Origin of the sequence: Paenibacillus sp. YN15, from assembly GCF_003285005.1 — a bacterium.
Lineage (GTDB): Bacteria > Bacillota > Bacilli > Paenibacillales > NBRC-103111 > Paenibacillus_AR.
Map to the genome: position 1 here is coordinate 99230 of NZ_QMFA01000015.1, position 23412 is coordinate 122641.

Below are 23412 nucleotides of genomic sequence, written 5' to 3' on the forward strand. Positions count from 1 at the left end.
CATGAATCGCTTCTTCTCGTATGAGTCTGAAGAGAACAAGGAAAAACGGGAGCGGTCCAGGCGGACCCGCTTTTCCATCCGGATCAATATGTTCTTTTTTAGCACCTTCCTGCTGTTCTCTCTGTTGATTGTGAAGCTGGCTTTCCTCCAGTTTGTGCAGGGGGAGGAGCTGTCGGCCATGGAGGACCGCCAGACCAAGGAGAAAATCACCATTTCCCCCATCCGGGGAAATATTTACGATCTGGACGGTTACCCCATTGCGTATACCACCTCAGCCGAATCGCTGTTTTACCAAATTGTGCCGAGACAAACCAAGGAGGAGAAAATCGCCCTCGCCCATAAAATCGCAGAACTGGCCGCCACCTACGGCGATCCCCAATACGGTGCGCTGGACGCGGCGGAGATTATCAAGCGGATGGACGTGGGCTTTGATATTGCCGGCAATCCTGCCAAGGACCCCAGCTACACCTTCCAGCCCAGGCGGCTGAAGGCGGGGCTGACCAAACAGGAGATCGCTTATGTGGTAGAGCATCAGAATGAGCTGCCCGGTGTGAGCATTGTGGAGGAAAGTGCGCGGGTATACGATGAGAATACCATCGCCGCACAGCTGGTCGGATATTTGCGCCCGTTTTCCACCGCCCGCAACCAGACCCAGTCCTACTTGAATTTCTATAAGGACAACCCCGGCGAGTATCTGAACGAGGAATTTGTGGGCTTCGACGGTCTTGAATTCCTGTACCAGGATGAGCTGCGGGGCAAAAACGGCAGCAAGTCCTATCCCGTCAACTCTCGCTCCCAGATCATCGGGCAGGTCACCATTACACCGCCGGACAAGGGGCATAACCTGTACCTTACACTGAAAAAGGATGTCCAGCTGGCCACGGAGAATGCCATCATCAAGCAGCTGGAGTATATGAAAAGCCGGGAAGCGGAGCAGCTGAAATATCCCGCCCTGGGCAAAAACGCCCTGGCCGGCTACGCCGTCGCCATGGAGGTGGACACGGGCCGGGTGGTGGCCATGGCCAGCATGCCCGACTACAATACCAACCTCTGGTCCAAGGAGCGCATTCCCGAAGAGGAGTACAACAGCATCCAGTTCCAGTATATCAACGGCACCATCCGGGAGCGTTATGCCGACATTCAGGACAACAAGGAGCGGGGCAAACATCCCAGCTCGCTGGTTCCCCTGGGCTCCACCATCAAGCCGCTGACAGTGCTTTTGGGCATGAACGAGGGCATTATCGGGCCCAATGAGCGGTATGCAGACCCCACTACCTTTGTTTTCGGCAAGGACAAAAGCTCCATCAGCAACTCCGACAAGCACAACTACGGCATCCTGACCCCAGCTCTGGCCATTCAGTATTCGGCCAATACCTTCATGGGGGAAATGGTGGGCAACCGCATGTACATGAGCTCCAAGTACCCGTCCTTTCCCAAAGCGGGCAATGCCATCGAGGTCTGGGATTCCTACATGAAAAAATTCGGTCTGGGCCAGCTTACAGGCAGCCAACTGCCGGGGGAGTATGCGGGAGACCCCTATTACTTTGAAACAGCCAAGCGGGAATCCGCCCAATCGGTGCTGATTTACGCCTCCTTCGGCCAACAGGCCCGCTACACCACTCTGCAGTTGGCCCAGTATGCGTCCATGCTGGCCAATCACGGCAAGAGATACCGGCCCATCTTTGTGGACCGGATCACCACCTATGACGGGCAACTGGTCCGCCGTATAGAACCGGAGCTGCTCAGTCAGGAGGAGTTTCCGGCAGCCTACTGGAGGGTGCTGGAGGACGGAATGAAGCAGGTATTCGTCACCGGCTTTGATGGGGTAAGCTATTCGGTAGTGCGCAAGACCGGAACCTCCCAGCAGCAGGTAGCCGGCCAATTTGTGGAAAATGCCGTTTTCATCGCTTACGCTCCGGCGGACAAGCCCAAGCTGGCGGTGGCAGTGGTGGTGCCCGAAGGAGGCTTTGGCTCCTGGGGCGCGGCCCCCATTGCCCGGCAAATTTTCGATGCTTACGACGAGCATTACGGTCTGTACGGCGTGCCCAAAAACGGCCAATAAAGCCTTAAGCCCTATTCAAGGACCTGTCTCCCAGCCGGAGGTAGGTCCTTGAAGCAGTTGGAATCCTTCCTTGAAGTTGTTACACTATATAGGGTGACACTACTATGAGGGAGGTCGAAGCATGAAAACCCCGCTCACCACTGGGGAGACAAACGACAATTTGGAGCAGCGCAAAAGGCGCAACCAGTTTTCTATACGCATTAACATGTTCTTTTTCGCCACTTTCCTGCTGTTCTCCACCTTGCTGGGAAAGCTGGCCACACTTCAGTTTGTGCAGGGGGAGGAGCTCTCCGCCCTGGAGAAAATCTGGCAGAACAAGGATGTCCCAATCGCTCCCATCCGGGGAAATATCTATGATGCAGACGGATATCCCCTCGCATACTCCATGTCTTCCCAGTCGTTGTTTTACCAGCTCCGGCTGGATAAGAAGCCGGAAGAAACCATTGATTTGGCCAAGCGGCTGGCCGATGCTTTCCTGATGCTGGCCGAGGATAGCAAAAAAGCGGCGCAGCCCAGCGCGGAAGAAGTGCTGCTCCGGATGGATACAGGCTTCAAGCTGGACGGCAGCCCCGCCGACAAGAGCATGGGCTATTCCTTTAGCCCGCGGCGCATTAAGACGGATCTGACGCAAAAGGAAATCGCCTATTTTTCCGAGCACCGGGATGAGTTTGAGGGTGTGGAAATCACCGAGGAAAGCACCCGCAAGTACGACGGCAATACCATCGCCGTGCAAACCATCGGATACTTGCGCCAGTTTTCCACCGCCATCAATCCTTCCCTCCCCAAGTCGTTTCTGGACTACTACAAGGCGGACGGGATGAAGGATATTTACCAGAATGACGAGCTGGTGGGCTTCGACGGGTTGGAGTTCATGTACCAAGATGTGCTGCGCGGCCAGGCCGGCAAAAAAACCTACCGCATTAACTCCAAAGCCCAGATTATGGAGCAGGTGGAGCTGACTGCGCCGGTGAAGGGCAATAACCTCCATCTGACCATTGACAAGGATGTGCAGCTCATTACAGAGCAGGCCATTGCGGATCAGCTGGACGCCATGAAAAAAGCGCCTGCCGGATCTTATCCTGCCAGAGGCGCCAAGGCGGTGGCGGGTTATGCCGTAGCGATGGAGGTGGATACAGGCAAGATTATCGCCATGGCCAGTTACCCGGACTATGACCCGGCATTGTGGGAGAGCGGGCGCATTTCTCCGGAGAATATGGCGGCCATCAATTACCGTTACACCAATGGGGCCGTAAGGGAGCGCTTCGGCGAATTCTCCAATCCGGAGGAGTTCCGGAAGCATCCCAGCTCCCTGGTATACCTGGGCTCTACCATGAAGCCCCTGAGTGTGCTGGTTGGCCTGAATGAGGGAATCATCACAGCCAATGAGAAATACACAGACCCCGTTACCTTTTATTTCGGCAAAGACCGGAAATCCAGCGTCAGCAACTCGGACAGAAGCTACTTCGGCATTCTGACTGCGGCCACTGCCATCCAGAAATCATCCAATACTTATATGGCGGAAATGATCGGAAACCGGCTGTACTTCAGCAAAAATTATCCCGCTTACCCGCAAAGCGGCAACGCCCTGGATGTGTGGGACAGCTATATGAAAAAATTCGGCCTGGGCGTGCTGACAGGCAGCGGCTTCCCCGGCGAAAGCGAAGGGCTGGCGGATTACATTGCCGCCGCCAAGCGGGACGGTCCACAGCCGACGCTGATTTACTCTTCTTTTGGGCAGCAGGGGAAATATACGACCCTTCAGCTTGCGCAGTATGCGACTATGCTGGCTAATCACGGCAAGCGCTACAAGCCCCAATTTGTCGAAAAGATTACCACCTACGACCAGGAAGTGGTGAAAGCCTTCCAGCCGGAGCTGCTGGACGAGGTGAAGTTCCCCGAAGCGTACTGGAATGTGCTGAAGGAAGGCATGCAATCCAATGTGCAGGGGTTTGACGGCGTCAATTACACCTTTGTCCGGAAAACGGGCACTTCGGAGCAATCCATTGCCGGCAGCAATGTGGATAACGCCGTGCTGATCGCCTATGCTCCTGCGGAGAAGCCCAAGCTGGCCGTGGCAGTGGTAGTGCCGGAGGGGGGCTTCGGCTCCTGGGGCGCAGCGCCCATTGCCCGCAAGATATTTGATGCTTATGATGCAAAAATAGGGCTGGACGGCCTCCCCAAGGGATTGCCCCAGCAATAGATTGGCGGATCATGAGGCCGGAGAATGCTCCGGTCTTTTTTGTGTTTTACAAAAATTTACATGCGGAGGGGGCGCCTGGGGTGGATATATGCCTCTCCCGCTGCATCCTGACACTATCCCATATGCTCAGGTATGAGCAGATGATCAGAGGATCAGAGAACATGGGCGACAGGAAAAAAATACTTGAAACGAGAACTAATGTTCTGTATAATAAGAACAAACGTTCCTGTATAAGCCCGATTTCAATGAGGTGTTTGGACTAATGGAGGGGTGGAGGCATGACTGATTTCCATGTGGCAAAAGGGTTGAGGATGTTCGAGGGCGTACCGGCCCAAACGGACTCGCTTCCGGCAAATCCGCCATCCAGACAAGCCGAATCGGCAGAGGGGCATATGTTGGACACCGAAGAGAAGTGTATCTCTTATTTGTTCGCAATGAAGTGGCCCAACGGATTTGTATGTCCTGTCTGCGGCCATAGCCGCGCTTACACCATTGCCACCCGCCGCATGCCTCTATATGAATGCGCCAACTGCCGCCGACAAACCTCCCTGACCACGGATACGGTGATGGAGGGCACCCGGACGCCTTTGGTCAAGTGGTTTACGGCCATTCGCCTCATGTCCCAAACAGACCAGGGAATCAGCGCCGTGGCTTTATCGCGAATACTTGAAGTCACATATAAAACCGCCTGGAGTATGCTTACCGGCATACGAACCGCTATGGCCCGGAATGAATTGGACGTTCCGCTTGAGGGGCCTGTGGCGGTCCATCCGGCTGCATACGCCTGTCCTGTGTTTCATAATTCAGTGATTCCCCATGCCAGAGAAACCAAGATATTGGTTGGCGCGACTGTAGCGGAAAACGGCGAACCGGAACGGGTCACTTTCCAGATGGTAAAGCGGGAGCATCTCTCCGAGGGGTATATCCTGCCTGTGGGGTTGAAGCACTTTAAGGAAACACGCTTAAGTCAGGATACGGAGCTGGATGAACGCCAGTTCAGGGGTTATACTTCGCCGCGCAACAAAAAAGCCATGCCCCTGTTCAAGAAGGCGCGTTATTGGCTGAACTCCACCTTCCATGGCATCGGAAGAAAGTATCTGGAGAACTACCTTCTGGAATTTTGCTGCCGTGCCAATCTGGTACTGTCAGGCACCCCCTTGTTCCCGGCCATCAGCCGGATTTGTGCCGGCCATTCCGCCGCGTAACAGGCTTTGTGCCAGCCCCGTTCTGCCGCAACAGGATTCATGTCGGCCGTTCTGCTGCATACAGGCTTTGTGCTAGCCGTTTCTGCTGCGAACAGCCTTCATGTCGGCCATTCTGCTGCATACAGGCTTTGTGCCAGCCGTTTCTGCGCGAACAGGATTCATGTCGACCATCCTGCTGCGTAACAGGATTTGTACCGGCTGTTTCACCGCATAACAGGGTCGTGTGTGATGGTGTTTGCCGCTTTTACTGGTGAGCCCCTCATCAGGCGGACTTTGCTTTCCTCAAGCTTGGGATGATGGCTGCCTATGGCCCCTCTCCGGTATGAGGCTATTTGTGTTTATACGGGAGGAATACCTGATTCCAGTGGTTAATGTGGGACTGCGCTGGTGTGACTACGGTTCATTATGGAGCCGAGACTACTTGTGGGACTACGGTTCATTATGGAGCCGAGACTACTTGTGGGACTACGGTTCATTATGGAACCGAGGCTAACTGCGGGAGTAAGGTTCATTATGGAGCTGAAGCTATTTGCGAGACTAAGTTCGTTGCGGGGCCGAGACTAATTGCGGGTTTAGGGGCCAATGCGGGCTGAAGTTAATGTGGATCTGAAGGAGATGTGGAACCGAGGCCAGTGGACCTAGGGCCGGAGCGGGGGCGTAAGCGCATCATTGTGTTTCATTTCCTGAGGTAAGGGGATAGTGTGTATTTATATGGGCGGCCTGCAAAAGCGATACATAATGGTCCCCCCTCCCTGCTCTTTGGAGGCCATGCCGGAAAGGATGAGGCCATTTCTCAGCCAACGGCAAATTCTTAGACAGCATGTTTTTATCCGTACCTGAGGAGACGGGATAGTATAAAAACAGGGGGCGGAGGGAGGTACGCCGCGCTCCCGCCCCATTATCCCCCGTATAAGCCCGGAAGCGGCGCCCCGGACCTTTGGTGTATGCCTTCAACTGTGGTATACTTATGTATCAATATGGATACCGGTCCTGCAAAAGAGACGGTAGAAAAGTTTGGAGTGGAAGCGTACATGTGCGGTATTGCCGGTATGATGCTGTTCGATGGTAGTGTTCCCGATATGAGCGTGCTGCGCCGGATGAGCGATTGTATAGTGCACCGTGGGCCGGATGATGTGGGATTCTGGACCGACCCGGGGATTGGACTGGCCTTCAGGCGCCTGTCCATTATCGATTTGAAGGAAGGCCATCAGCCGTTGGCCAATGAAGACGACTCTGTATGGATCACCTTTAACGGTGAAATTTATAATTATAAAGTTTTGCGTGCCCAACTGGTGGCCCGGGGGCATATTTTCCGGACCAATACGGACACGGAAATTATTGTGCATCTTTATGAAGAGCATGGCGAGGAGTGCGTGAAGCTGCTCCGGGGCATGTTCACCTTTGCCATTTGGGACAGGAACCGGAAGCAGCTGTTTATTGCCCGCGACCATTTCGGCATTAAGCCCTTGTATTATCATATTTCCGGCGGGAAGTTTCTGTATGGCTCCGAGATCAAGAGCATTCTGGCCACCGGCGAGGTCCGCAGAAGCATCCGTCCGGAGAGCTTCCTGAATTACCTGACCTTCCAGTATGTGCCGGACCCGGACACCATGTTCGAGGGCATCTCCAAGCTGCCTCCGGCCACGACGATTACCGTAAAACCGGACGGCACCTACCGTCTGAACAAATATTGGGACCCGATGTTTGAACCGGTCAAGCGAACGCTTGCGGAGGACATTGAGGAGCTTCGGGAGCGGTTGAAGGACTCTGTGGTTCACCATATGGTCAGCGACGTGGAGCGGGGCTGCTTCCTGTCCAGCGGCATTGATTCCACCGCCATCGCCGCCCATATGCGCGCCATCGAGCCGATCCGTACCTTCTCCGTGGGCTTCGAAGGGAGCAACAACGAAACGGTGATCGCCCGGGAGACGGCAGCGGCTTTGGGGACGGAGCATTATTCCAAGGTGATTACGGAGAAGGAATTCTTCGATGCCATTCCTTCGGCAGTGTGGCATCAGGATGAGCCGGTAGCCGACCCTTCGGCTATCGCCCTGTATCATGTGGCCGAGCTGGCCAGCGAGCATGTGACCGTTGTGCTGTCCGGGGAAGGGGCGGACGAGCTGTTTGGGGGCTACCGGATTTACCGGGAGCCGCAAGCGCTGCGGGCCATGGAATGGATGCCTCTTGGCATGAAGCGTTCCCTGCACCGTTTGTTCGCCATGCTGCCGGCCGGAATGAAAGGCCGCAACTATCTGCTGCGGGGTACCACACCTCTGGAGGAGCGGTTTTTGGGGAATGCCAAAATCTACTCCGAGGATATGAAAGGCGAAATCGTGCGCATGAACAACGAGCTTCTGCGCAGCTACCGGAATCCGGTGCAGATTGCCGGTGATTATTATAAGAAGACGGCCCATCTGGACCCGGTTAGCCGGATGCAATACATTGATTTGAACCTGTGGATGCCTGGGGATATTCTCATGAAGGCGGATAAAATGACCATGGCCCACTCCCTGGAGCTGCGGGTTCCGTTCCTGGACAAGGAGCTCTTCGAGCTGGCCCGGCGCATTCATGTGAGCCACCGCATTGCCGGCGGCACCACCAAGTATGTGTTCCGTAAAGCGATGGAGGGAATTATTCCCGACTTTATCCTGAACCGTCCCAAGCTCGGGTTTCCGGTGCCTCTGCGCGACTGGCTGAAGGGCCCCAACGCAGGCCGGATGCTGGAGGAGATCAAGGCCAGCGGCATCGATACGCTGGTGCATATGGGGGAAGTGGAGAAGCTGTTCAAGCTCCACCGGGACGGCGCCCAGGATTCAGCCAGACGGCTGTGGGTCATTTATATGTTTGCTCTGTGGCACGCCACTTATATTCAGGAGCAGCCCAAGGCTTCTTTTGCCGCTGTGTAGCGGTAAGGGCAAGGGCAGACAGGCATGGAGAAAGGAGGCAGTATGGGAACAAATCTCGGCTCATACCGGTTGATTGCACTGGATATGGACGGAACGCTGCTGAACGAAGCCAAGGAGATTTCCCAGGAAAACCGGAAATGGATTGGGGAAGCCCGGAAGGCCGGGGTAACGGTGATGCTTTCCACCGGACGGGGACGCCAGAGCACCATGAATTATGTGGAGGAGCTGGCGCTGAACAGCCCGTTGGTGCTGGTGAACGGCAGTGAAATCTGGGAATCCCCCGATACGCTGTTTAAGCGTACGGAAATGCCGCTGGATTGGGTAAGAGCCTTCCGGCAGATGGCGCTGGACTACGACGTATGGTATTGGGCCTACACGGTGGAAGGGGTTCTGAACCGGGATAATTGGCCTGCCAAAGCGGAGACCGAAGAAGACATGACGTGGCTCAAGTTCGGCTTTTATACGGAGAACGGAAGGAAGCTGACCGCCATCCGAACCAGTCTGGAAGAGCGCGGCGATCTTTCCATTACCAACTCCCATCCCTGCAACATTGAGCTGAATCCCCTTGGGGCAGACAAGGGAAGCGGGGTGCGCCAGGCGTGCAGTCTGTTAGGCCTGGATATGTCCCAGGTTATCGCCATGGGAGACAGCTACAATGATCTGTCCATGATCCGGGAAGCGGGGCTTGGGGTTGCCATGGGCAACGCCCAGGAGGAGATCAAGGCCCAGGCGGACGTTGTGACCGCCACCAATGAAGAAGACGGCGTGGCAGAAATTATCCGCAAATACATCTTCCATCTGGAGTGATGCTTATGACCATGACAGTCATTGCGTGGATTCTGATTGTGGCGCTTTTTGCAGTGGGTCTGGCGGGCGCCATATTCCCTGTGCTTCCGGGAGTGCTGGCGATATATGCCGCGTTTTTCGTATACGGCTTTATGATCCGGTTCAGCGATTTCGGCTTCTGGTTCTGGCTGATCCAGACCACCATTGTGATAGTGGTATTTGTGGCGGATTATGCCATAAGCGCCTGGGGAGTGAAAAAATTCGGAGGCACCCGTGCATCTGTCATCGGCAGCACCATCGGCATTATCCTTGGCCCCTTCGTTATCCCTGCCTTTGGTCTTTTGCTGGGGCCTTTTCTCGGCGCCGCTATCGGGGAATTTATCGTCGTCAAGGATTGGAATGCGGCGTTTAAGGCCGGCATTGGCGCGCTTGTCGGGTTCTTCTCCAGCACCGCGGCCAAGATTGTACTGCAGCTTGTGATGATCATTGTCTTTATCATTGCGGTAATTTGGTAAGAAAGTGTGGAAACCAACATGTCGAAGGATTCACTTGTAAAAGGCACCCTGATTCTTGCTCTGGCTGCTCTGGTGGCCAGGGTTCTTGGGGTTGTCCAGCGGATTCCCCTGGTTTATCTCATTGGAGATACCGGAATGGCAACCTTCGGGATTGCCTTTAATATTTATACGCCCTTGTTGACCATTGCCACAGCGGGCATCCCCAGTGCATTAAGCAAGCTCGTCTCCGAAAAAATGGAGCTGGGCCAATACGCCGAGGCCGACCGCATTTATCAGGCGGCCGTACGGTTTGCGCTGGTGGCGGGTGTGGTCATGACCGCCCTTCTGATTGTTCTGGCTCCCTGGTATGCGGAGCATGTCTCCAAGGACCCGGATGCGGTTATGTCCATCCGGGCATTGGCGCCTGCGCTGCTCCTGTTCCCGCTGATCGCCATGATGCGGGGGTATTTTCAAGGCCGCCAGATGATGATGCCCAACGGCATGTCGCAAATTGTGGAGCAGATTGCCCGGCTTATCACCGGCGTTGGCTTGGCGTTCCTGCTTCTGGAGATTGGCTGGGGCCATGTATGGGCTGTTGCCGGCGCTTCCTTCGGCGGTGTGATGGGCAGCGTAGGCGCTGTCGCCGTCCTGATCTGGTACATGCTGAGACTCCGCAAGGCGGATGCCCGGGAGGGTATTATTGAGGCTGCCAAAGAAGGCCGTACCGCGGCGGAAGCCGTCAGCTATAAGCGGATCTACGCCAATATTTTCCGCGTATCTGTACCTATCGTTCTGTTTTCCATGACTGTGCCGCTGATTTACTTTATTGACTCGTCTACGGTGATTTCCCTGCTGGAAGGGCAGTTGGGCAACGGCTCCGCCAAGGAGCTGCTGGGGATTCTGACGGGACGGGCCCAGTCCCTGGCGGGCATCCCGATTATTCTGGCTATAGCGCTGAGCCAGTCCATAGTGCCCATTGTATCCTCGGCATATGCCCGCAAGGATATGGAGCAGGTCCGCCAGCAAGCGGCCAAGGCTCTGCAGCTGTCGGTCATTACCGGACTGCCGGTGGTGCTGGCCATTGCCATTGCCGCCCGCCCCATCAATACCATGCTGTTCCCCATGGACCAGTTCAAATATCTGCTCAACGAAAACGGCAACGGCATCATCGCGTTCCTAACAGTTACGGCCTTGTTCCAGATTGTCATGCAGACCTCCGGTTCCATTCTCATGGGAATGGGCCACATGCGGCCGCTGGTGGTCAGTGTGTTCATCGGCCTTGCCTGTAAGCTGGCGGGCAGCTATCTCTTGGCGCCCTGGTTCGGGATTTACGGGATCATGTCCGCTACTGCCCTCTGCTTTATTGTGATGATGGTGCTGAATCTGTGGATTTTGCGCCGGAAAGTGAAATATGCCATTTATCCGTTGCGCAAATGGCTGGGCATTATCGCCACCACCTGCATTATCGTAGCCGTGTGTCTGCCTCTGGAATGGCTGACCCACCGGACCATCACCTGGTTCCCGGACAAGCTGGACGCGCTTCTCAGCGCCGCGGTTACCGGGGGTGTGGCTGTCCTGCTGTATCCGCTGCTGCTGATGGTAAGCCGGGTCTATACCCGCGAGAATGCGGATGATCTGCCTCCGGCTGTCCGCAAGCTACTGGGGAAGCTGGGCCGTCTCGCCGGGAAACGGGCGTAGGGTTTTCGGTTCGCTTTAATGCCCGCTTTACCCGTGGTAAGATAAAGGAGAAGTGATGAAATCATTCGTAAAGGAGCGATTTAAGTTGAAGCGTCGATTTGCGGCCCTGGGCTGTTCTATTGCCCTTATTTCCTCTCTTATGGCCGGCTGCGTGGCGGCAGGCGGTGTGGAACCGGACAAGGTATTGCAGAATGCCTTTGCGGTAGCGTCTTATGAGGGTTCCGGCTCCCTTTCGTTCCAGGTGACGGCAGGCGAAGCGGCAAAGGGGTATCCCGATGCGGCGAAGCTGAACAATGCTGTGGTGGAATTCACCCAGATGAAGCAGCAGGACAAGAACAACAGCTCCGTAACAGGTGTATTCAAAACAAGCTCCGGCAACATTCCCTTTGAAGCTGTCCAAATCAACAAGGAATGGGTGATTCAGGCCGAAGGCGCGTCCAAGCCGCTGGTGCTTGAGAATGCCCACGCGCAAAAGGAGAGCGCAGCCGCTCCCGGCTTTGGCCTGGACTTGTCCTCTCTCAATGTGGAAAAGCTGCAGAACCATCTCGGCTCTATATTGAGCTACGCGCCAACGCTTGATTCGCTGACGGTGTCCGACGCCAACGCCACCATAAACGGCGAGGCGCTCAGCCTGAAGAAAATCCACGCGGAGCTCAAGGGCGGCGAGCTGACGGGGATCATCCAGAAGACCTTGGCGAATATTCTGGCCGATCAGGAAAACGGCGATGCCTTGATCCGCTCCATCATCGGAGACCTGGGTTATGATGCCAGCAATGCCTTTACGTTCGCTATGGTCAAGGAATCTCTGAGAAGTCTCGCTGAGGATGCTTCCGCTCTGGGTGTTATTTTTCCGGCGGAGGATTATCTGAACAACAACAATGTCCTGAAGCTGGATTTGTATGTGGATGGCGCTTCCCAAATCCGCCGTATCGGGTTTGAGCTGGGGCTGCAGGGCCTGCCCCAATTGGATAACGGGGTAAGCGGCGTGACCATCACCGGCTCCTTCGACAGATGGAACATCAATGGTGCCGTAACGGCTGACAAGCTGTCCGCAGAAGGGGCCATCAAGCTGTCCGAAGACGGCGGCTTGGCCAAGTATCTGCTTGCGCTGGACAAAAGCTCCACCGCCTACAAGTTCCTCATGGAGGAGCTGAAGGTGAACCGCAAGCACATCCAGCTTCCTCCCGTCGGATCGGAGGTGCCCCAAACTGAAGTGCGTCCATATCTTCAAGGGGACTTCACCATGGTGCCGGCGCGTCTCGTGACCGAGCAGCTGGATGCCCAGGTGGAATGGAATCCCGACACGTATGAAGTGACGGTGACCGACATCTGGTCCGGCAAAAAAATCGTGTTCAAAATCGGCAGCACCACTGTGCTGGTGGATGGCGTGGAGCAAACTCTGGATGCCAGCGCCGTGCTGGGCGGAGACACTACCTATGTCCCTGTGCGGATCATCGCCGAAACCTTCGGGGCGGAAGTGCTCTGGAATCAGGACACCTACGTGGTGACCATCGTCCGCAACTAACTTTGGAGAAGAAGCCCCATCTATGCGTTAAAGCCGGCGCACCTGCCCTTTCTAAAAAGGACGGATGCGCCGGCTTTTTGTTACGAAAATGCTGCATACGGCTCATTTTCATTCGCGGGATGATTGTGTGCTGCGCGGCACTTCTTCGGCGGCTCAGTTGTCGCCGCTTTCCTCCGGAGCAGGAGGCTGGCCGGGGAGACGCCCGGCCTTGCGCAGCGCTTCACGCAGCACATACTCCAGGTGTCCGTTTACGCTCCGGAACTCGTCGGCGGCCCAACGCTCCAGCGCTTCATACAGCTTCGGATCAATACGCAGGGGGAAGCTTTTTTTCGGTGCCATGGCAGGGCCGTTGTCCGCTTAATAAACCGTGCCGGTATTGATCACGGGAGCCGCAGCTCTGTCCGAGACAATCGCCACCATCAGGTTATTGATCATCGCCGCCTTGCGTTCGTCATCCAGTTCAATGACGCCTTGCTCCTGAAGCTGCTTGATGGCCATCTGAACCATGCCTACCGCGCCCTCCACGATCATCTGCCGGGCGGAGATGATAGCGGCCGCCTGCTGGCGCTGCAGCATGGCGCTGGCGATTTCCGTGGAGTAGGCCAGGTGGGTGAGGCGGGCCTCAATGACCTCCACGCCGGCCGCCTTCAGGCGCTCCTGCAGCTCGCGCAGCAATTCGCCTGCAACCTCGTCGGCATTGCCCCGCAGGGAGTAGCCGGAAAGCTCGAAGTTGTCGTAGGGGTATTTGCTGGCTACATGACGCAGGGCGGTTTCGCTTTGAATTTCCACAAATTGCTCGTAGTTATCCACGTCAAACAGCGCTTTGGCACTGTCCACCACGCGGAAAACCACAACAGCGGCAATCTCGATGGGGTTGCCTTCCACATCATTGACCTTCAGCCGGGCGCTGTTGAAGTTGCGGACCCGCAGGGACACCTTCTTTCGGGCGGAGAAAGGAATGGTAATCCAAATGCCGCTGGTGCGGATGGTTCCCTTATAAGCGCCGAACAGCGTTACAACCTCCGCCTGGTTAGGCTGAACTACCGTGAACATGGTTAGGAGCACAAAGGCGGCCACTTCCAGGATAACACCCAAAATGATCCAGCCCGCCACAAAAGCGAAGATCCCGCCTCCCACCAACAGGAAAAAAAGCAACAAACCAACAAACCCGTTCCCCTTCCAAGCCGCTCTTTCTGTCATTGAACATTCCTCCCGTTATGGTTGTTAAGTTAAATCATTTTGATATTTATATGATATCACTTTTTCTATATACTGTAAATCACCCAAATTTGACAACGCCGGTGTCCGGTGCTATAAAAGAAGCGTAAACACACACTGCGTTCAGGAGGGATGAAAGATGCAGCAAATAAAAGAGGACGCGCAATTCAGAAGCGTCATCAACGGAGCGTTGCCGGTGGTGGCTGTTTTCAAAACCACCTGGTGCAAGGACTGCCATTATATAGAGCCCTTTATGCCCGATTTGATCAAGCAATATGAAGGCAAGCTGGATTTTGTCCACGTGGACCGGGACGATCTGCCGGATCTGTGCTCCGAGCTGAACATTCTGGGCATTCCCAGCTTTATCGTGTTCCGGCAAGGGCAGGAGATTACCCGCTTCGTCTCCAAGCTCCGGAAAAACCGGGAGGAAATTGAGGAATTCCTGGACCGGTCCCTGCAGGTTGCCGAAGCCTTGGGGAAATAACCTGCGCCGGTTGTCATGCGCCGGCATGAGCGCCTGTCTCCATCCTTGGAGGCGGGCTTTTTGGCGTATGCATATGGGCGAAGCAGAGTGAAAATTGGCTTCATCCGGCAAAAGCCGATATAATATCCCTATACATAATCAGCGGGGAGGCCCTTGTCCGTGGTGTTTGAGAATTTGAGACAGTTCATTGAGGTTTTGCAGAAGGAAAAGGACCTTGCCATTATTGACGCGGCCGTGGACCCCAATCTGGAGCTGGCGGAAATTCACCGCCGCGTCATTGAGGAAGGCGGGCCGGCGCTTCTTTTTACCAATGTGAAGGGCAGCGCTTTCCCGGTGGTTACCAATCTGTTCGGCACCCAGCGGCGGGTGAATCTGGCCTTCGGCACACGCCCGGAGCAGCTGATGCAGCAGGCGGTGGAGGCGATGCATACCTTGCTTCCCCCCAAGCCGGCAGCCTTGTGGAAGGAGCGCTCCCTGCTGCTGGACCTGGTCAAGGTGGGAACCCGGAACGTCAGCCAGGCGGCGGCGCCGGTGCTTCAGGTTTGCGACCGCAGGGACAAAATGTCCAAGCTGCCGGTTATCACCAGCTGGCAGGAGGACGGCGGACCTTTTGTGACCTTGCCGCTGGTATACACGGAGCATCCCGCAACCCATCAGCATAACCTGGGCATGTACCGGATGCAGGTGTTCGACAGCGATACAACGGGGATGCACTGGCAAATCCACAAGGGCGGCGGCTTCCATTACCACGAAGCCGAGCTGCGGGGCGAGGCCCTGCCGGTAACGGTATTCCTGGGCGGCCCGCCTGCGCTGATCGCCTCGGCCATTGCGCCGCTGCCGGAGCAGCTGCCGGAGCTTCTGGTGGCCTCCCTGATCCAGGGCGGCAAGCTGAAGCTGGCGGATAACCCCTTGGGCGGCCACAAGGTAGTGGCGGAGGCGGAGTTCGCCATCTCCGGCAGAGTCGAGCCCCATGTCCGGCGGCCCGAGGGTCCTTTTGGCGACCATTACGGATATTATTCCCTGACGCATGATTTTCCGGTGTTTAACATAAACCATATTTGGCACCGCAAGGACGCGATTTACCCTGCTACCGTGGTGGGCAAGCCCCGGCAGGAGGATTATTATCTGGGCGAATTCCTCCAGCGGCTGCTGTCTCCGGCTTTTCCTATGGCTATGCCGGGGGTCAAGGAGCTGTGGACCTACGCGGAAACGGGCTTTCACGCCCTGGCCGCTGCGGTGGTCCGGGAGAGCTACCGCCGGGAAGCGCTGGCCTCCGCCTTCGCCATTTTCGGCCAGGGCCAGCTGACCCTCACCAAGTTCCTGATTGTTACCGACCGGCCGGTGGAGCTGGAGCGGATTGATGTGCTTCTGGAGACGGTGCTGGAGCGGTTTAACCCCGTTACCGATCTGTTGATTTTCAACCATACCTCCCATGATACCCTGGATTATACGGGAGGACGGCTGAACCACGGCAGCAAGGCGCTGCTTCTGGGCGTGGGAGAGCCTGTCCGCTCCCTGCCGGGGGCATATGACGGAGGCGTTATCCCCGGAATCCGGGATGCCAAGGCGTATTGCAAAGGCTGCCTGCTGGTTTCCGGCGCCTCCTTCAGCGAGGACCCGGAGCTGGCCGCCCGGCTGGCCGAAACCGCTTCGGACCAGTTGGCCCGCTGGCCCCTGGTGATCCTGGCGGATGACACCTCCATTGTCGCCAACCAGACCGCCTTCCTGTGGACCGTATTCACCCGCTTTAATCCGGCCACGGATATTCATGCCAAGACCCGGGTGGAGATGAACCATATCGCCTACCGCCTGCCCCTTGTCATCGATGCCCGGATGAAGCCGGGGTATCCGGACGAGGTGATTCCCCGGGAGGATATTGTGAAGCTGGTGGACAGCCGCTGGAGCGAATATTTCAAATAGCATTTTCACAACTACAGCACCGGGAAGGAGATCGGGCCTTTGCTTCGAGAACTGCTGAACGCTGCCCCGCGGTCTGAACAGGGCGACATGCAAAAGGCGCTGCGCGCGCTGGAGCTGTATCTGGAGAAGCTGGGAAGGGTGGGTCCGGGAGGCCGCGCCTCCCAAAGCCGCAACGGGGAGGAGATTCCCCGGCTGGAGCTGTGGACCCGGGGATTTGCCGATGCGCTGGACGAGCTGGAGGAGAGCAAATTCTGCGCCGAAACCTTCGGCCGCGGCATCGAGGCTTCATTCGTGGAGGATATGTCCCCGGAGGAACGGCTGAAATACCGCCGCTATTTGTATTTTTACAAAAATGCGTTTATCCGTGTGTTCTCCATTCTGGACAAGCTGGGGTATTTTCTGGACGAGCTGTACGGGCTCGGCACAGGCAGGGTGAAGGCCAGATTCTCCTATTTCACCGTGCTGCGCCAGATGCATGACAAAAAGGTGCAGGCCCCGCTGGAGGAGCGTCTTTACGAGCTGAAGCAGCGGTATCAGGAGCCGCTGAAGCGGCTGCGCAGCCAGCGCAATATGGAAATCCACCTGCTGAACGCGGAGATGGTGGATGATATGCTCCGGGTCAAACGCCAGACCCATGCCGACGGCAGGCAGAAGGTGGAGAATGTGCTGCAGAACCTGTCCGACCTGGCGTTAAGCTTCGAGATGGTTTGCCGCACCATTGTGATCGTATTCAATCACGCCAAAGGCTCCGTCCGCACGTAAGTCCATTCCCGTAAACACCGTGTGAGTATAAAAAAACCGTTCTCCGAACGCAATGCATTCGGGAACGGTTTTTGTTTGCGTATCAATTAGAATACCTGTACAACTTCCTTGATGCCGTCAACCTCTTCCATCAGGGCGCGTTCAATGCCGGCCTTCAAGGTGATGGTGGAGCTAGGGCAGCTTCCGCATGCGCCCATCAATCTCAGCTTCACGATGCCGTCCTCTACGTCCACAAGCTCGACGTCTCCGCCGTCCCGCTGCAGGAAGGGGCGAAGCTTATCCAGAACTTCCAGTACCTCATCATAGGCTACTACTTCTTGGTTCTCGCTCATTTGCTTCAACTCCTTTCTTTCCCTTATTATATTACAAGCAACGTAAAAGTAAAAACAAACACGTGAAAAGCGACGGAAAGGACGGTCATGATGAGACCTCTGATTGAATTCTGCTCAAGCAATATGCATCATGGCACCGCGCAGGTGATGAAGCTGCTCGAAGCCAATCCGGACTATGATGTGCTGGAATACGGCTGTCTGGGCAATTGCGGCGAATGCTATGCAGGGCCTTACGCGCTGTTGGACGGCCAGTTCATCGGGGCCGAAACGGCGGCGGAGCTGCTTGCCCGTCTGGAGGAAGCCATTGCGGCCCTCTATCCGAAATGATGCCGCGATTTCCACAGCACCCCGCTTTTTAACGTCCGCGGCACCTTGCCCACAACTACCGTGCTGTCGCCCATGAGGGCGAAGCCGCTTTTTTTGCCCAGAGAGCCAAGCGTTCCCCGGAGTCTCAAGGGGCTGATGGCGGGTGTAACCCCGTCCCAGACAGCCCTTATCACGGTTGCGATTTGCTTGCCCTGGATAATGGCCGCCTGTGCGCTGGGGGAAAAGACCAGGCTGGCGCAGTCGCCCACTACGAACACCTCGGGAAATTGGGGAATCCGGTGATAGCTGTCCAGGCGGATGCGTCCCGTCTCATCCTTGTTTACCTCCAGGGCCTGAACGGGATGTGCAGGCTGAATCCCTCCTGTCCAAACGGTGGCCTCCGAACGGAGAGTTTTGCCGCCCTCCAGAATCTCCGTCTCCCGGATTTCCTCCAGCTCCACCTGGGAACGGATTTCCACATCATGCTCCAGAAACCATTCATGGACGAACAACCGCAGCTTCTCCGGGAATGCGGCCAGAATCCCGCCGCCCCGGTCAAGAATCCGGATATGGAGATCGGGACGGCACTCCCTAAGCTCCGAGGCCGTCTCTATACCGCTTAAGCCCCCGCCGATAATGGTGACATGTCCATATGGGCGGACCTCCTGAAGGGCCACATAGGTCCGTCTGGCGGCTCCCAGCGTCTGCAGGCTGTGGGTAAACTCCGCTGCGCCGGGAATGCCGTAATACTGGTCCACGCACCCCAAGCCGATCACCAGCCAATCATAGGAAATGGGGTCCTGGTCCTGAAGATAGACAAGCCGCTCCTTCAGGCTGATTTCCGTCACTTCCCCGAAAAACAGAATGAGGTGGGGGTGGACGGGAAATGCCACATGAAGCCGATGCTCAGCCGCTGAACCGGCAGCCAAGGCATAATATTCCGTCTTCAGCCCCTGATACGGCATCCGGTCCACCAGATAAATCACCGTGTCCGGCGGCAAATCCTTCTCCAGCAGCTGGCGGACAATCGCCATCCCGCCGTAGCCGCCCCCAAGTATAACCAGCTTCTTCATGGTTCCCACCCCTCTCTCGTTTTACGTTTCCGCTCCTCAGCGTTCCTGCCAATTGAATGGCGTCCGGCCCAATATACGGTCCGGATTGGTGGCTGTATTCCCGATCCAGAAGGTAAAGTGCAAATGGGGGCCGGTGGAAAAGCCCGTGCTGCCCACTTCGCCGATTTTATCCCCGGCTTTGACCTTGTCTCCCGCTTTGACATGGAGCTTGGACATATGGGCATATTGGGAGAATAAATTCATGCCATGATCCAAATAGATGGAGTTGCCTGTCAGGTACAATTCCTCCGCCAGCACCACTATGCCGTCGTTGGCCGCCAGCACCGGCGTTCCGGTAGGGGCCGCCAGGTCGATGGCCCGGTGGATGCTGTTGAATACCCCGTTGACGTAGCGGGTATACCCGTAGGGGGTAGTAAGCCTGCCTTTAACCGGCGTAACAAAAGGCTCCTTGAATAGAACCTCGGGGACGGACTTGCTGCGGGCCAGATCGATTTTCTTCTGGTCGGCATTGATCCGCTCCGTATTCTGCCACATGCTTTCCTGTTCCTTGGTTACTGTCAGCCGGTCCGTATCGAAGGACTTGGCCTTGACCGTCACCTTGGCCTCCTGGGCGGCTCCCCCTATGGTATAGGTACCCGGTTTGAGATCGGTTGGAACCGGAAGCAGGGCATAGTAGCCGTTGCCCAGCTCTGTCAGGGGATACGTCTGGTTCCTCCAGAGCAGCTCTCCGCCTGCTTCCGTCCTGACCATCACCGCGTCGCCCTGGAAAACGGCGGGAGGAATAACCGCAACCGGCTCCGCCATGGCCTGCATGGCCGCTTCCTCCCCGCTGTAATAGGAGGCCTCCAGGCGGTAAGCCTGCTCCAGGGCGGCAGCCTGGGCGTCAGCGGCGGAGCCCAGAGATTGAATCGCAATCCATAGCGCAATCAGCCATTCCATAGGGGCTGCAATCTCCCTTGTTAATAGGTTTCGATGACGTTGTAGAAGGTATCCCGCTCCACCGGGATTTTGCCTGCGCCCTTCACCAGCCAGATCAGCTCATCCCGGGTCAATCCCGCAGGGGTAAGGGCTCCGGCGGAATGGCTGATCCGCTCCCGCACCAGTGTGCCGTGGACATCGGAGGCTCCGAAGCTCAACGCCAACTGGGTCAGCTGGGTGCCGATATTGATAAAATAGGCCTTGATGTGGGGGAAATTATCCACCATCAGGCGGGAAATGGCGATGGTCTTCAAATCGTCGAAGGCCGAGGTGCGCCGTTTGATGCCTGCTTGCTGGCTGATGGGCTGGACGGCCAGAGGAATGAAGACCATAAAGCCGTTGGTCTCATCCTGCAGCTCCCGGAGCAGGATCATATGCTCCAGCCGCTGCTGCAGGGACTCGATGGAGCCATACAGCATGGTGGCATGGGTTTTGTAGCCCATCTGGTGGGCGGTCCGGTGGACGGTAAGCCATTCCTCCATGTTGGCCTTTTCCACCCGCATCTTCTGGCGGTAATGGTCGGAAAGAATCTCCGCCCCGCCGCCGGGCATGGTATCCAGCCCCGCTTCCCGCAGCTCCTCCAGCACCTGGCGGTAAGAAAGCCCGCTGATCCGCGAGAAGAAATCAATCTCCGCCGCGGTATACGCCTTGATGGCCACATGCGGATATTTATCCTTCAATGCGCGGATGCAGTCTTTGTAGTATTGAAAGGAAACCTTGTCATTATGCCCGCCGGTAATGTGGAACTCCCGGACCCCCGGCGTAATATGCTGCTCCACGTAGCGGATCATCTCTTCGCCGGTATGGGTAAAGGCCCCTTCCTGGCCCTCGTCCTTGCGGTAATTGCAGAAGGCGCAGTGGGCTTCGCATACATTGGTGAAATACAGAGTCATATTTTCAATAAAATATACGTTCTTGCCGTTCTTCCGCAGGTTGACTTCATTGGCCAGTTGGCCGATGGTCAGGAGATCGTCGGATTGGTACAAAAACAGTCCGTCCTCCAGTGTCAGCCGTTCTTGATGATGCACCTTCTCTGCGATTTCTGCCATGCGCGTGTCAGACGTGGGGATGATGATACTCATAGCGCGACCCCTCCGATAGTTTGTTGAAATGAATGGAATGACTTGTCATAAAAAATTCAAATTTATCTTTTCATTATAAACTTCCCTATAAGAAGGGGCAATACGAAATTGGCAAGGAACGAATCTCCCAATGAGGGAATTTCTGCAAATGAGTCGAATGGAATATTTCCTTTGCGCTTTTCTTCCTGTATACTATACTCTTGTGTGAACTTTTAGGTGAACTTGTGGCGGATTGAGTCGAATCATATAGAAATGCGATAGAGCATAGGGAGTATGGATGATCAATGATAAGCGTGGAATGTCCGAATGCGGAAAAAGGTATTCAGTCGGAAATTGAGTCCGCCCGTGCCCAAATGAACCGTCTTGCCGACGAATTGGGCGTGCGGCACCCTGCAGTGGTGCGGGCCAGCCAAATGCTGGACGAGCTGCTGCTGCAATATTATGCCCTGACGACCGGGGGCATGCGAATCAAACGGTCCCTGGGCCGCGGGTTTTAGGGGCTTCCTTGCGGTTCGCCTTGTGGGCCTCCCCTTCTTAAGGGTATACTGGGGTTAAAGGCGACAATCACAGGAGGGATCGACCATGATTCAAATCAGCGACTCGGCTGCCGGCCGCATTAAGGAATTGCTGGAGGCGGAGGATACGCCGAACCTGTTCCTCCGGCTTGGCGTGCGTCCCGGCGGATGCAGCGGCTTCTCGTATTCCATGGGCTTCGATGATGAAGAGCATCCCGAGGACCAGGTATTGACCGTAAACGGCCTCAAGGTCGTAGTGGAAGAAAGCAGCGCCCGTTATCTGAACGGGGTAGAGATTGACTTTAAGGAAGAAGGACTAAGCGGGGGCTTCACCATCGATAACCCCAATGCGGTAGCCTCCTGCGGCTGCGGCAGCTCCTTCAAGATGAAGGACGAAGAGGGCGTTGTGGAGAACTGCGATCACTGATTGCAGCCCAGCTTATTCAAACCTCCGTTGAGGCAGACCCATTGCGGTCGCTTTGGCGGGGGTTTTGTTGCTTTTCCGGAAAGCCTTGTCTTTGAACAGGCCCGATAATCTGATAGAATAAAGCATAGCTCCTAGAATCGGCAGAAGCATTCCATAGATGAGACCGTGGGAGGGATAAACGCAAAATGACCGCATCCTTGCTGGCTCCGATTTTGACCGGCCTGCTGCTTGTCTGGCGGCTGGCGCTTGACTACATACCGATAGGCAGGCTAAACGATTTGTCGCGCAAGTCGGCCAGGAGCCGCCGCCGCGATTTCACCATTCATTACATTCCCCTTGCCCTGATGTTTCTGCTTAGTCTCAGCTCATACCGCGCGGCTTCCGCTGTGGCGCTTGTGCTGGCCCTGGCCTACGCCGCTGTCCAGATCATCAACTGGTGGCTGCCTTACTTTAAGGGAGGAAGCGACAGCCAGAAGGCAAGATGGGAAGGGGCCTACGGAAGAACCCACCGGATTCTGCCCCGCATCAGGGATCATTCGGTTCCGGATACCTCCCATTTGATCACGGGAATTCTGACCGTGGTGGTGTTCATAACCTTGGGCAGCCAGCTGTTTGCCAGTCCTGCCGTCAAGGAAACCGTCGGCCAGACCCAGGACAATAAATCGCCTGCCGGTACCGCGGCCCCGACTGCGACACCGCTGGTGGAAACAGCCTTTACCCAGGCGGGGCAAAAGCCCGACCAGCTCCTGATCTCCGCCATCCAAGGGGCCAAAAAATCCATCGACATTGCCATCAATGCCATCAATCATGAGGAAATTGTCAAAGCGATCGTACAAGCCCGGATCAACGGGGTGGAAATCCGGATCATTACGGACCGCTCCGAATCCACCAATACCCTGCAGGCGGAAAAGCTGAAAACCTTGCTGAACGCGGGAATCCCGGTGAAGGAGAACACCCGCAAGGGAATGATGAATCTGAAGATGGCCGTATTTGACGACCATACAGGCGCAACCGGGTCCTTCAACTACACGGAGAATGCCAGCACAGCCAATGATGAGCTGCTTGTGCTGATTCATAACGCGGAAACGGTGGCGGAATGGAAGAAGCAATTTGAAGCCATGTGGGCGGACACGGACAACTACAAGGACCTGCAAATCGGAGTGGTCCAGAAAAAATAAGGCCATTCAACCCCATTCAACAGCATAAAAGAAGCCCTGTCATTTGCGGCAGGGCTTTTTGGCGTAACCTGTTGAAAGAGGGCGCCCAAAAAGAAATTATCCGACAGAATACGACTTGTTCACAAAATGTGTATAACTTCTATCCACAAATCCACACCGGGAAACAGACAGCTTTTGCCCCTTATCAACAATATATCCACAGTGTATACACAGGGTTTTGTGGATAACCGGAACGCTTGTTCTGATTACTCTATCATGTTA

At 55.8% G+C, this 23412-nt stretch carries 21 protein-coding genes; 15 read left to right on the forward strand and 6 right to left on the reverse strand.

The window, feature by feature from the left end:
• Window position 1 precedes the first annotated feature (1 nt).
• The 8 genes from DQG13_RS14155 to DQG13_RS14190 all read left to right on the forward strand — a co-directional run bounded on the left by DQG13_RS14155 (window position 2) and on the right by DQG13_RS14190 (window position 12876).
• Window positions 2-2062: a peptidoglycan D,D-transpeptidase FtsI family protein gene (locus DQG13_RS14155; protein WP_113020420.1), complete on the forward strand. Its 2061-nt coding sequence runs from the start codon at window positions 2-4 to the stop codon at window positions 2060-2062.
• Between the two features lie 121 nt (window positions 2063-2183).
• Window positions 2184-4262, forward strand: coding sequence for a peptidoglycan D,D-transpeptidase FtsI family protein (locus DQG13_RS14160; protein WP_113020421.1), 2079 nt, complete (start codon window positions 2184-2186; stop codon window positions 4260-4262).
• A gap of 278 nt (window positions 4263-4540) precedes the next feature.
• Window positions 4541-5467, forward strand: coding sequence for a transposase (locus DQG13_RS14165; RefSeq protein WP_113020422.1), 927 nt, complete (start codon window positions 4541-4543; stop codon window positions 5465-5467).
• Window positions 5468-6498: 1031 nt separating this feature from the next.
• On the forward strand, window positions 6499-8373 hold the full coding sequence (asnB, locus tag DQG13_RS14170) for an asparagine synthase (glutamine-hydrolyzing) (RefSeq protein ID WP_113020423.1): 1875 nt from the start codon (window positions 6499-6501) through the stop codon (window positions 8371-8373).
• Between the two features lie 42 nt (window positions 8374-8415).
• Window positions 8416-9180, forward strand: a complete 765-nt coding sequence (locus DQG13_RS14175; RefSeq protein ID WP_113020424.1) for a Cof-type HAD-IIB family hydrolase — start codon at window positions 8416-8418, stop codon at window positions 9178-9180.
• Between the two features lie 11 nt (window positions 9181-9191).
• A complete protein-coding gene (locus DQG13_RS14180) occupies window positions 9192-9674 on the forward strand; it encodes a DUF456 domain-containing protein (RefSeq protein ID WP_113020468.1) in 483 nt (160 codons plus the stop codon).
• An 18-nt stretch (window positions 9675-9692) separates the two neighbouring features.
• Window positions 9693-11351: a putative polysaccharide biosynthesis protein gene (locus tag DQG13_RS14185; RefSeq protein WP_113020425.1), complete on the forward strand. Its 1659-nt coding sequence runs from the start codon at window positions 9693-9695 to the stop codon at window positions 11349-11351.
• Between the two features lie 85 nt (window positions 11352-11436).
• Window positions 11437-12876 (forward strand): stalk domain-containing protein, encoded by a 1440-nt coding sequence (locus tag DQG13_RS14190; RefSeq protein ID WP_181592750.1) that lies wholly within the window; start codon window positions 11437-11439, stop codon window positions 12874-12876.
• Between the two features lie 153 nt (window positions 12877-13029).
• Here DQG13_RS14190 and DQG13_RS14195 read toward each other — a convergent pair whose 3' ends face one another.
• Together DQG13_RS14195 and DQG13_RS14200 are read right to left on the reverse strand one after the other, a co-directional pair.
• Entirely contained in the window at window positions 13030-13215 is a 186-nt protein-coding gene (locus DQG13_RS14195; protein WP_113020427.1) for a type II toxin-antitoxin system antitoxin, read from the reverse strand.
• Window positions 13216-13233: 18 nt separating this feature from the next.
• Complete coding sequence (locus DQG13_RS14200) at window positions 13234-14076, reverse strand: SPFH domain-containing protein (protein ID WP_113020428.1); 843 nt, start codon at window positions 14074-14076, stop codon at window positions 13234-13236.
• Between the two features lie 157 nt (window positions 14077-14233).
• Between DQG13_RS14200 and DQG13_RS14205 the strand changes: the two genes are divergently transcribed.
• The 3 genes from DQG13_RS14205 to DQG13_RS14215 all read left to right on the forward strand — a co-directional run bounded on the left by DQG13_RS14205 (window position 14234) and on the right by DQG13_RS14215 (window position 17260).
• Window positions 14234-14578 carry a thioredoxin family protein gene (locus DQG13_RS14205; RefSeq protein WP_113020429.1) on the forward strand — a complete coding sequence of 115 codons (345 nt, stop codon included), beginning with the start codon at window positions 14234-14236 and terminating at the stop codon, window positions 14576-14578.
• A gap of 159 nt (window positions 14579-14737) precedes the next feature.
• On the forward strand, window positions 14738-16498 hold the full coding sequence (locus DQG13_RS14210) for a UbiD family decarboxylase (protein WP_113020430.1): 1761 nt from the start codon (window positions 14738-14740) through the stop codon (window positions 16496-16498).
• Between the two features lie 39 nt (window positions 16499-16537).
• On the forward strand, window positions 16538-17260 hold the full coding sequence (locus DQG13_RS14215) for a Cthe_2314 family HEPN domain-containing protein (protein WP_113020431.1): 723 nt from the start codon (window positions 16538-16540) through the stop codon (window positions 17258-17260).
• A gap of 86 nt (window positions 17261-17346) precedes the next feature.
• On the opposite strand, the gene DQG13_RS14220 is transcribed toward DQG13_RS14215, so the two are convergent.
• On the reverse strand, window positions 17347-17592 hold the full coding sequence (locus tag DQG13_RS14220; RefSeq protein WP_113020432.1) for a NifU family protein: 246 nt from the start codon (window positions 17590-17592) through the stop codon (window positions 17347-17349).
• Window positions 17593-17682: 90 nt separating this feature from the next.
• Between DQG13_RS14220 and DQG13_RS14225 the strand changes: the two genes are divergently transcribed.
• The gene (locus DQG13_RS14225; protein WP_113020469.1) at window positions 17683-17919 is read left to right on the forward strand and encodes a YuzB family protein; all 237 of its coding nucleotides are present in this window, start codon (window positions 17683-17685) and stop codon (window positions 17917-17919) included.
• Here the strand turns inward: DQG13_RS14225 and DQG13_RS14230 are convergent.
• From DQG13_RS14230 to mqnE, 3 genes are read right to left on the reverse strand one after another with little or no spacing between them, the layout of a single operon-like run.
• A complete protein-coding gene (locus tag DQG13_RS14230) occupies window positions 17907-18971 on the reverse strand; it encodes an NAD(P)/FAD-dependent oxidoreductase (RefSeq protein ID WP_113020433.1) in 1065 nt (354 codons plus the stop codon). The two genes, DQG13_RS14225 and DQG13_RS14230, sit on opposite strands and share 13 nt — an antisense overlap.
• 36 nt (window positions 18972-19007) lie before the next feature.
• Window positions 19008-19910 (reverse strand): M23 family metallopeptidase, encoded by a 903-nt coding sequence (locus DQG13_RS14235; RefSeq protein WP_113020434.1) that lies wholly within the window; start codon window positions 19908-19910, stop codon window positions 19008-19010.
• Between the two features lie 20 nt (window positions 19911-19930).
• Complete coding sequence (gene mqnE / locus DQG13_RS14240) at window positions 19931-21031, reverse strand: aminofutalosine synthase MqnE (protein ID WP_113020435.1); 1101 nt, start codon at window positions 21029-21031, stop codon at window positions 19931-19933.
• A 284-nt stretch (window positions 21032-21315) separates the two neighbouring features.
• On the opposite strand from mqnE, the gene DQG13_RS14245 reads away from it, so the two are divergent.
• The 3 genes from DQG13_RS14245 to DQG13_RS14260 all read left to right on the forward strand — a co-directional run bounded on the left by DQG13_RS14245 (window position 21316) and on the right by DQG13_RS14260 (window position 23151).
• Entirely contained in the window at window positions 21316-21528 is a 213-nt protein-coding gene (locus DQG13_RS14245; RefSeq protein ID WP_113020436.1) for an aspartyl-phosphate phosphatase Spo0E family protein, read from the forward strand.
• An 85-nt stretch (window positions 21529-21613) separates the two neighbouring features.
• On the forward strand, window positions 21614-21973 hold the full coding sequence (locus DQG13_RS14250; RefSeq protein ID WP_113020437.1) for a HesB/IscA family protein: 360 nt from the start codon (window positions 21614-21616) through the stop codon (window positions 21971-21973).
• Between the two features lie 185 nt (window positions 21974-22158).
• Entirely contained in the window at window positions 22159-23151 is a 993-nt protein-coding gene (locus DQG13_RS14260; RefSeq protein ID WP_113020439.1) for a phospholipase D-like domain-containing protein, read from the forward strand.
• The last annotated feature ends 261 nt before the right edge of the window (window positions 23152-23412 follow it).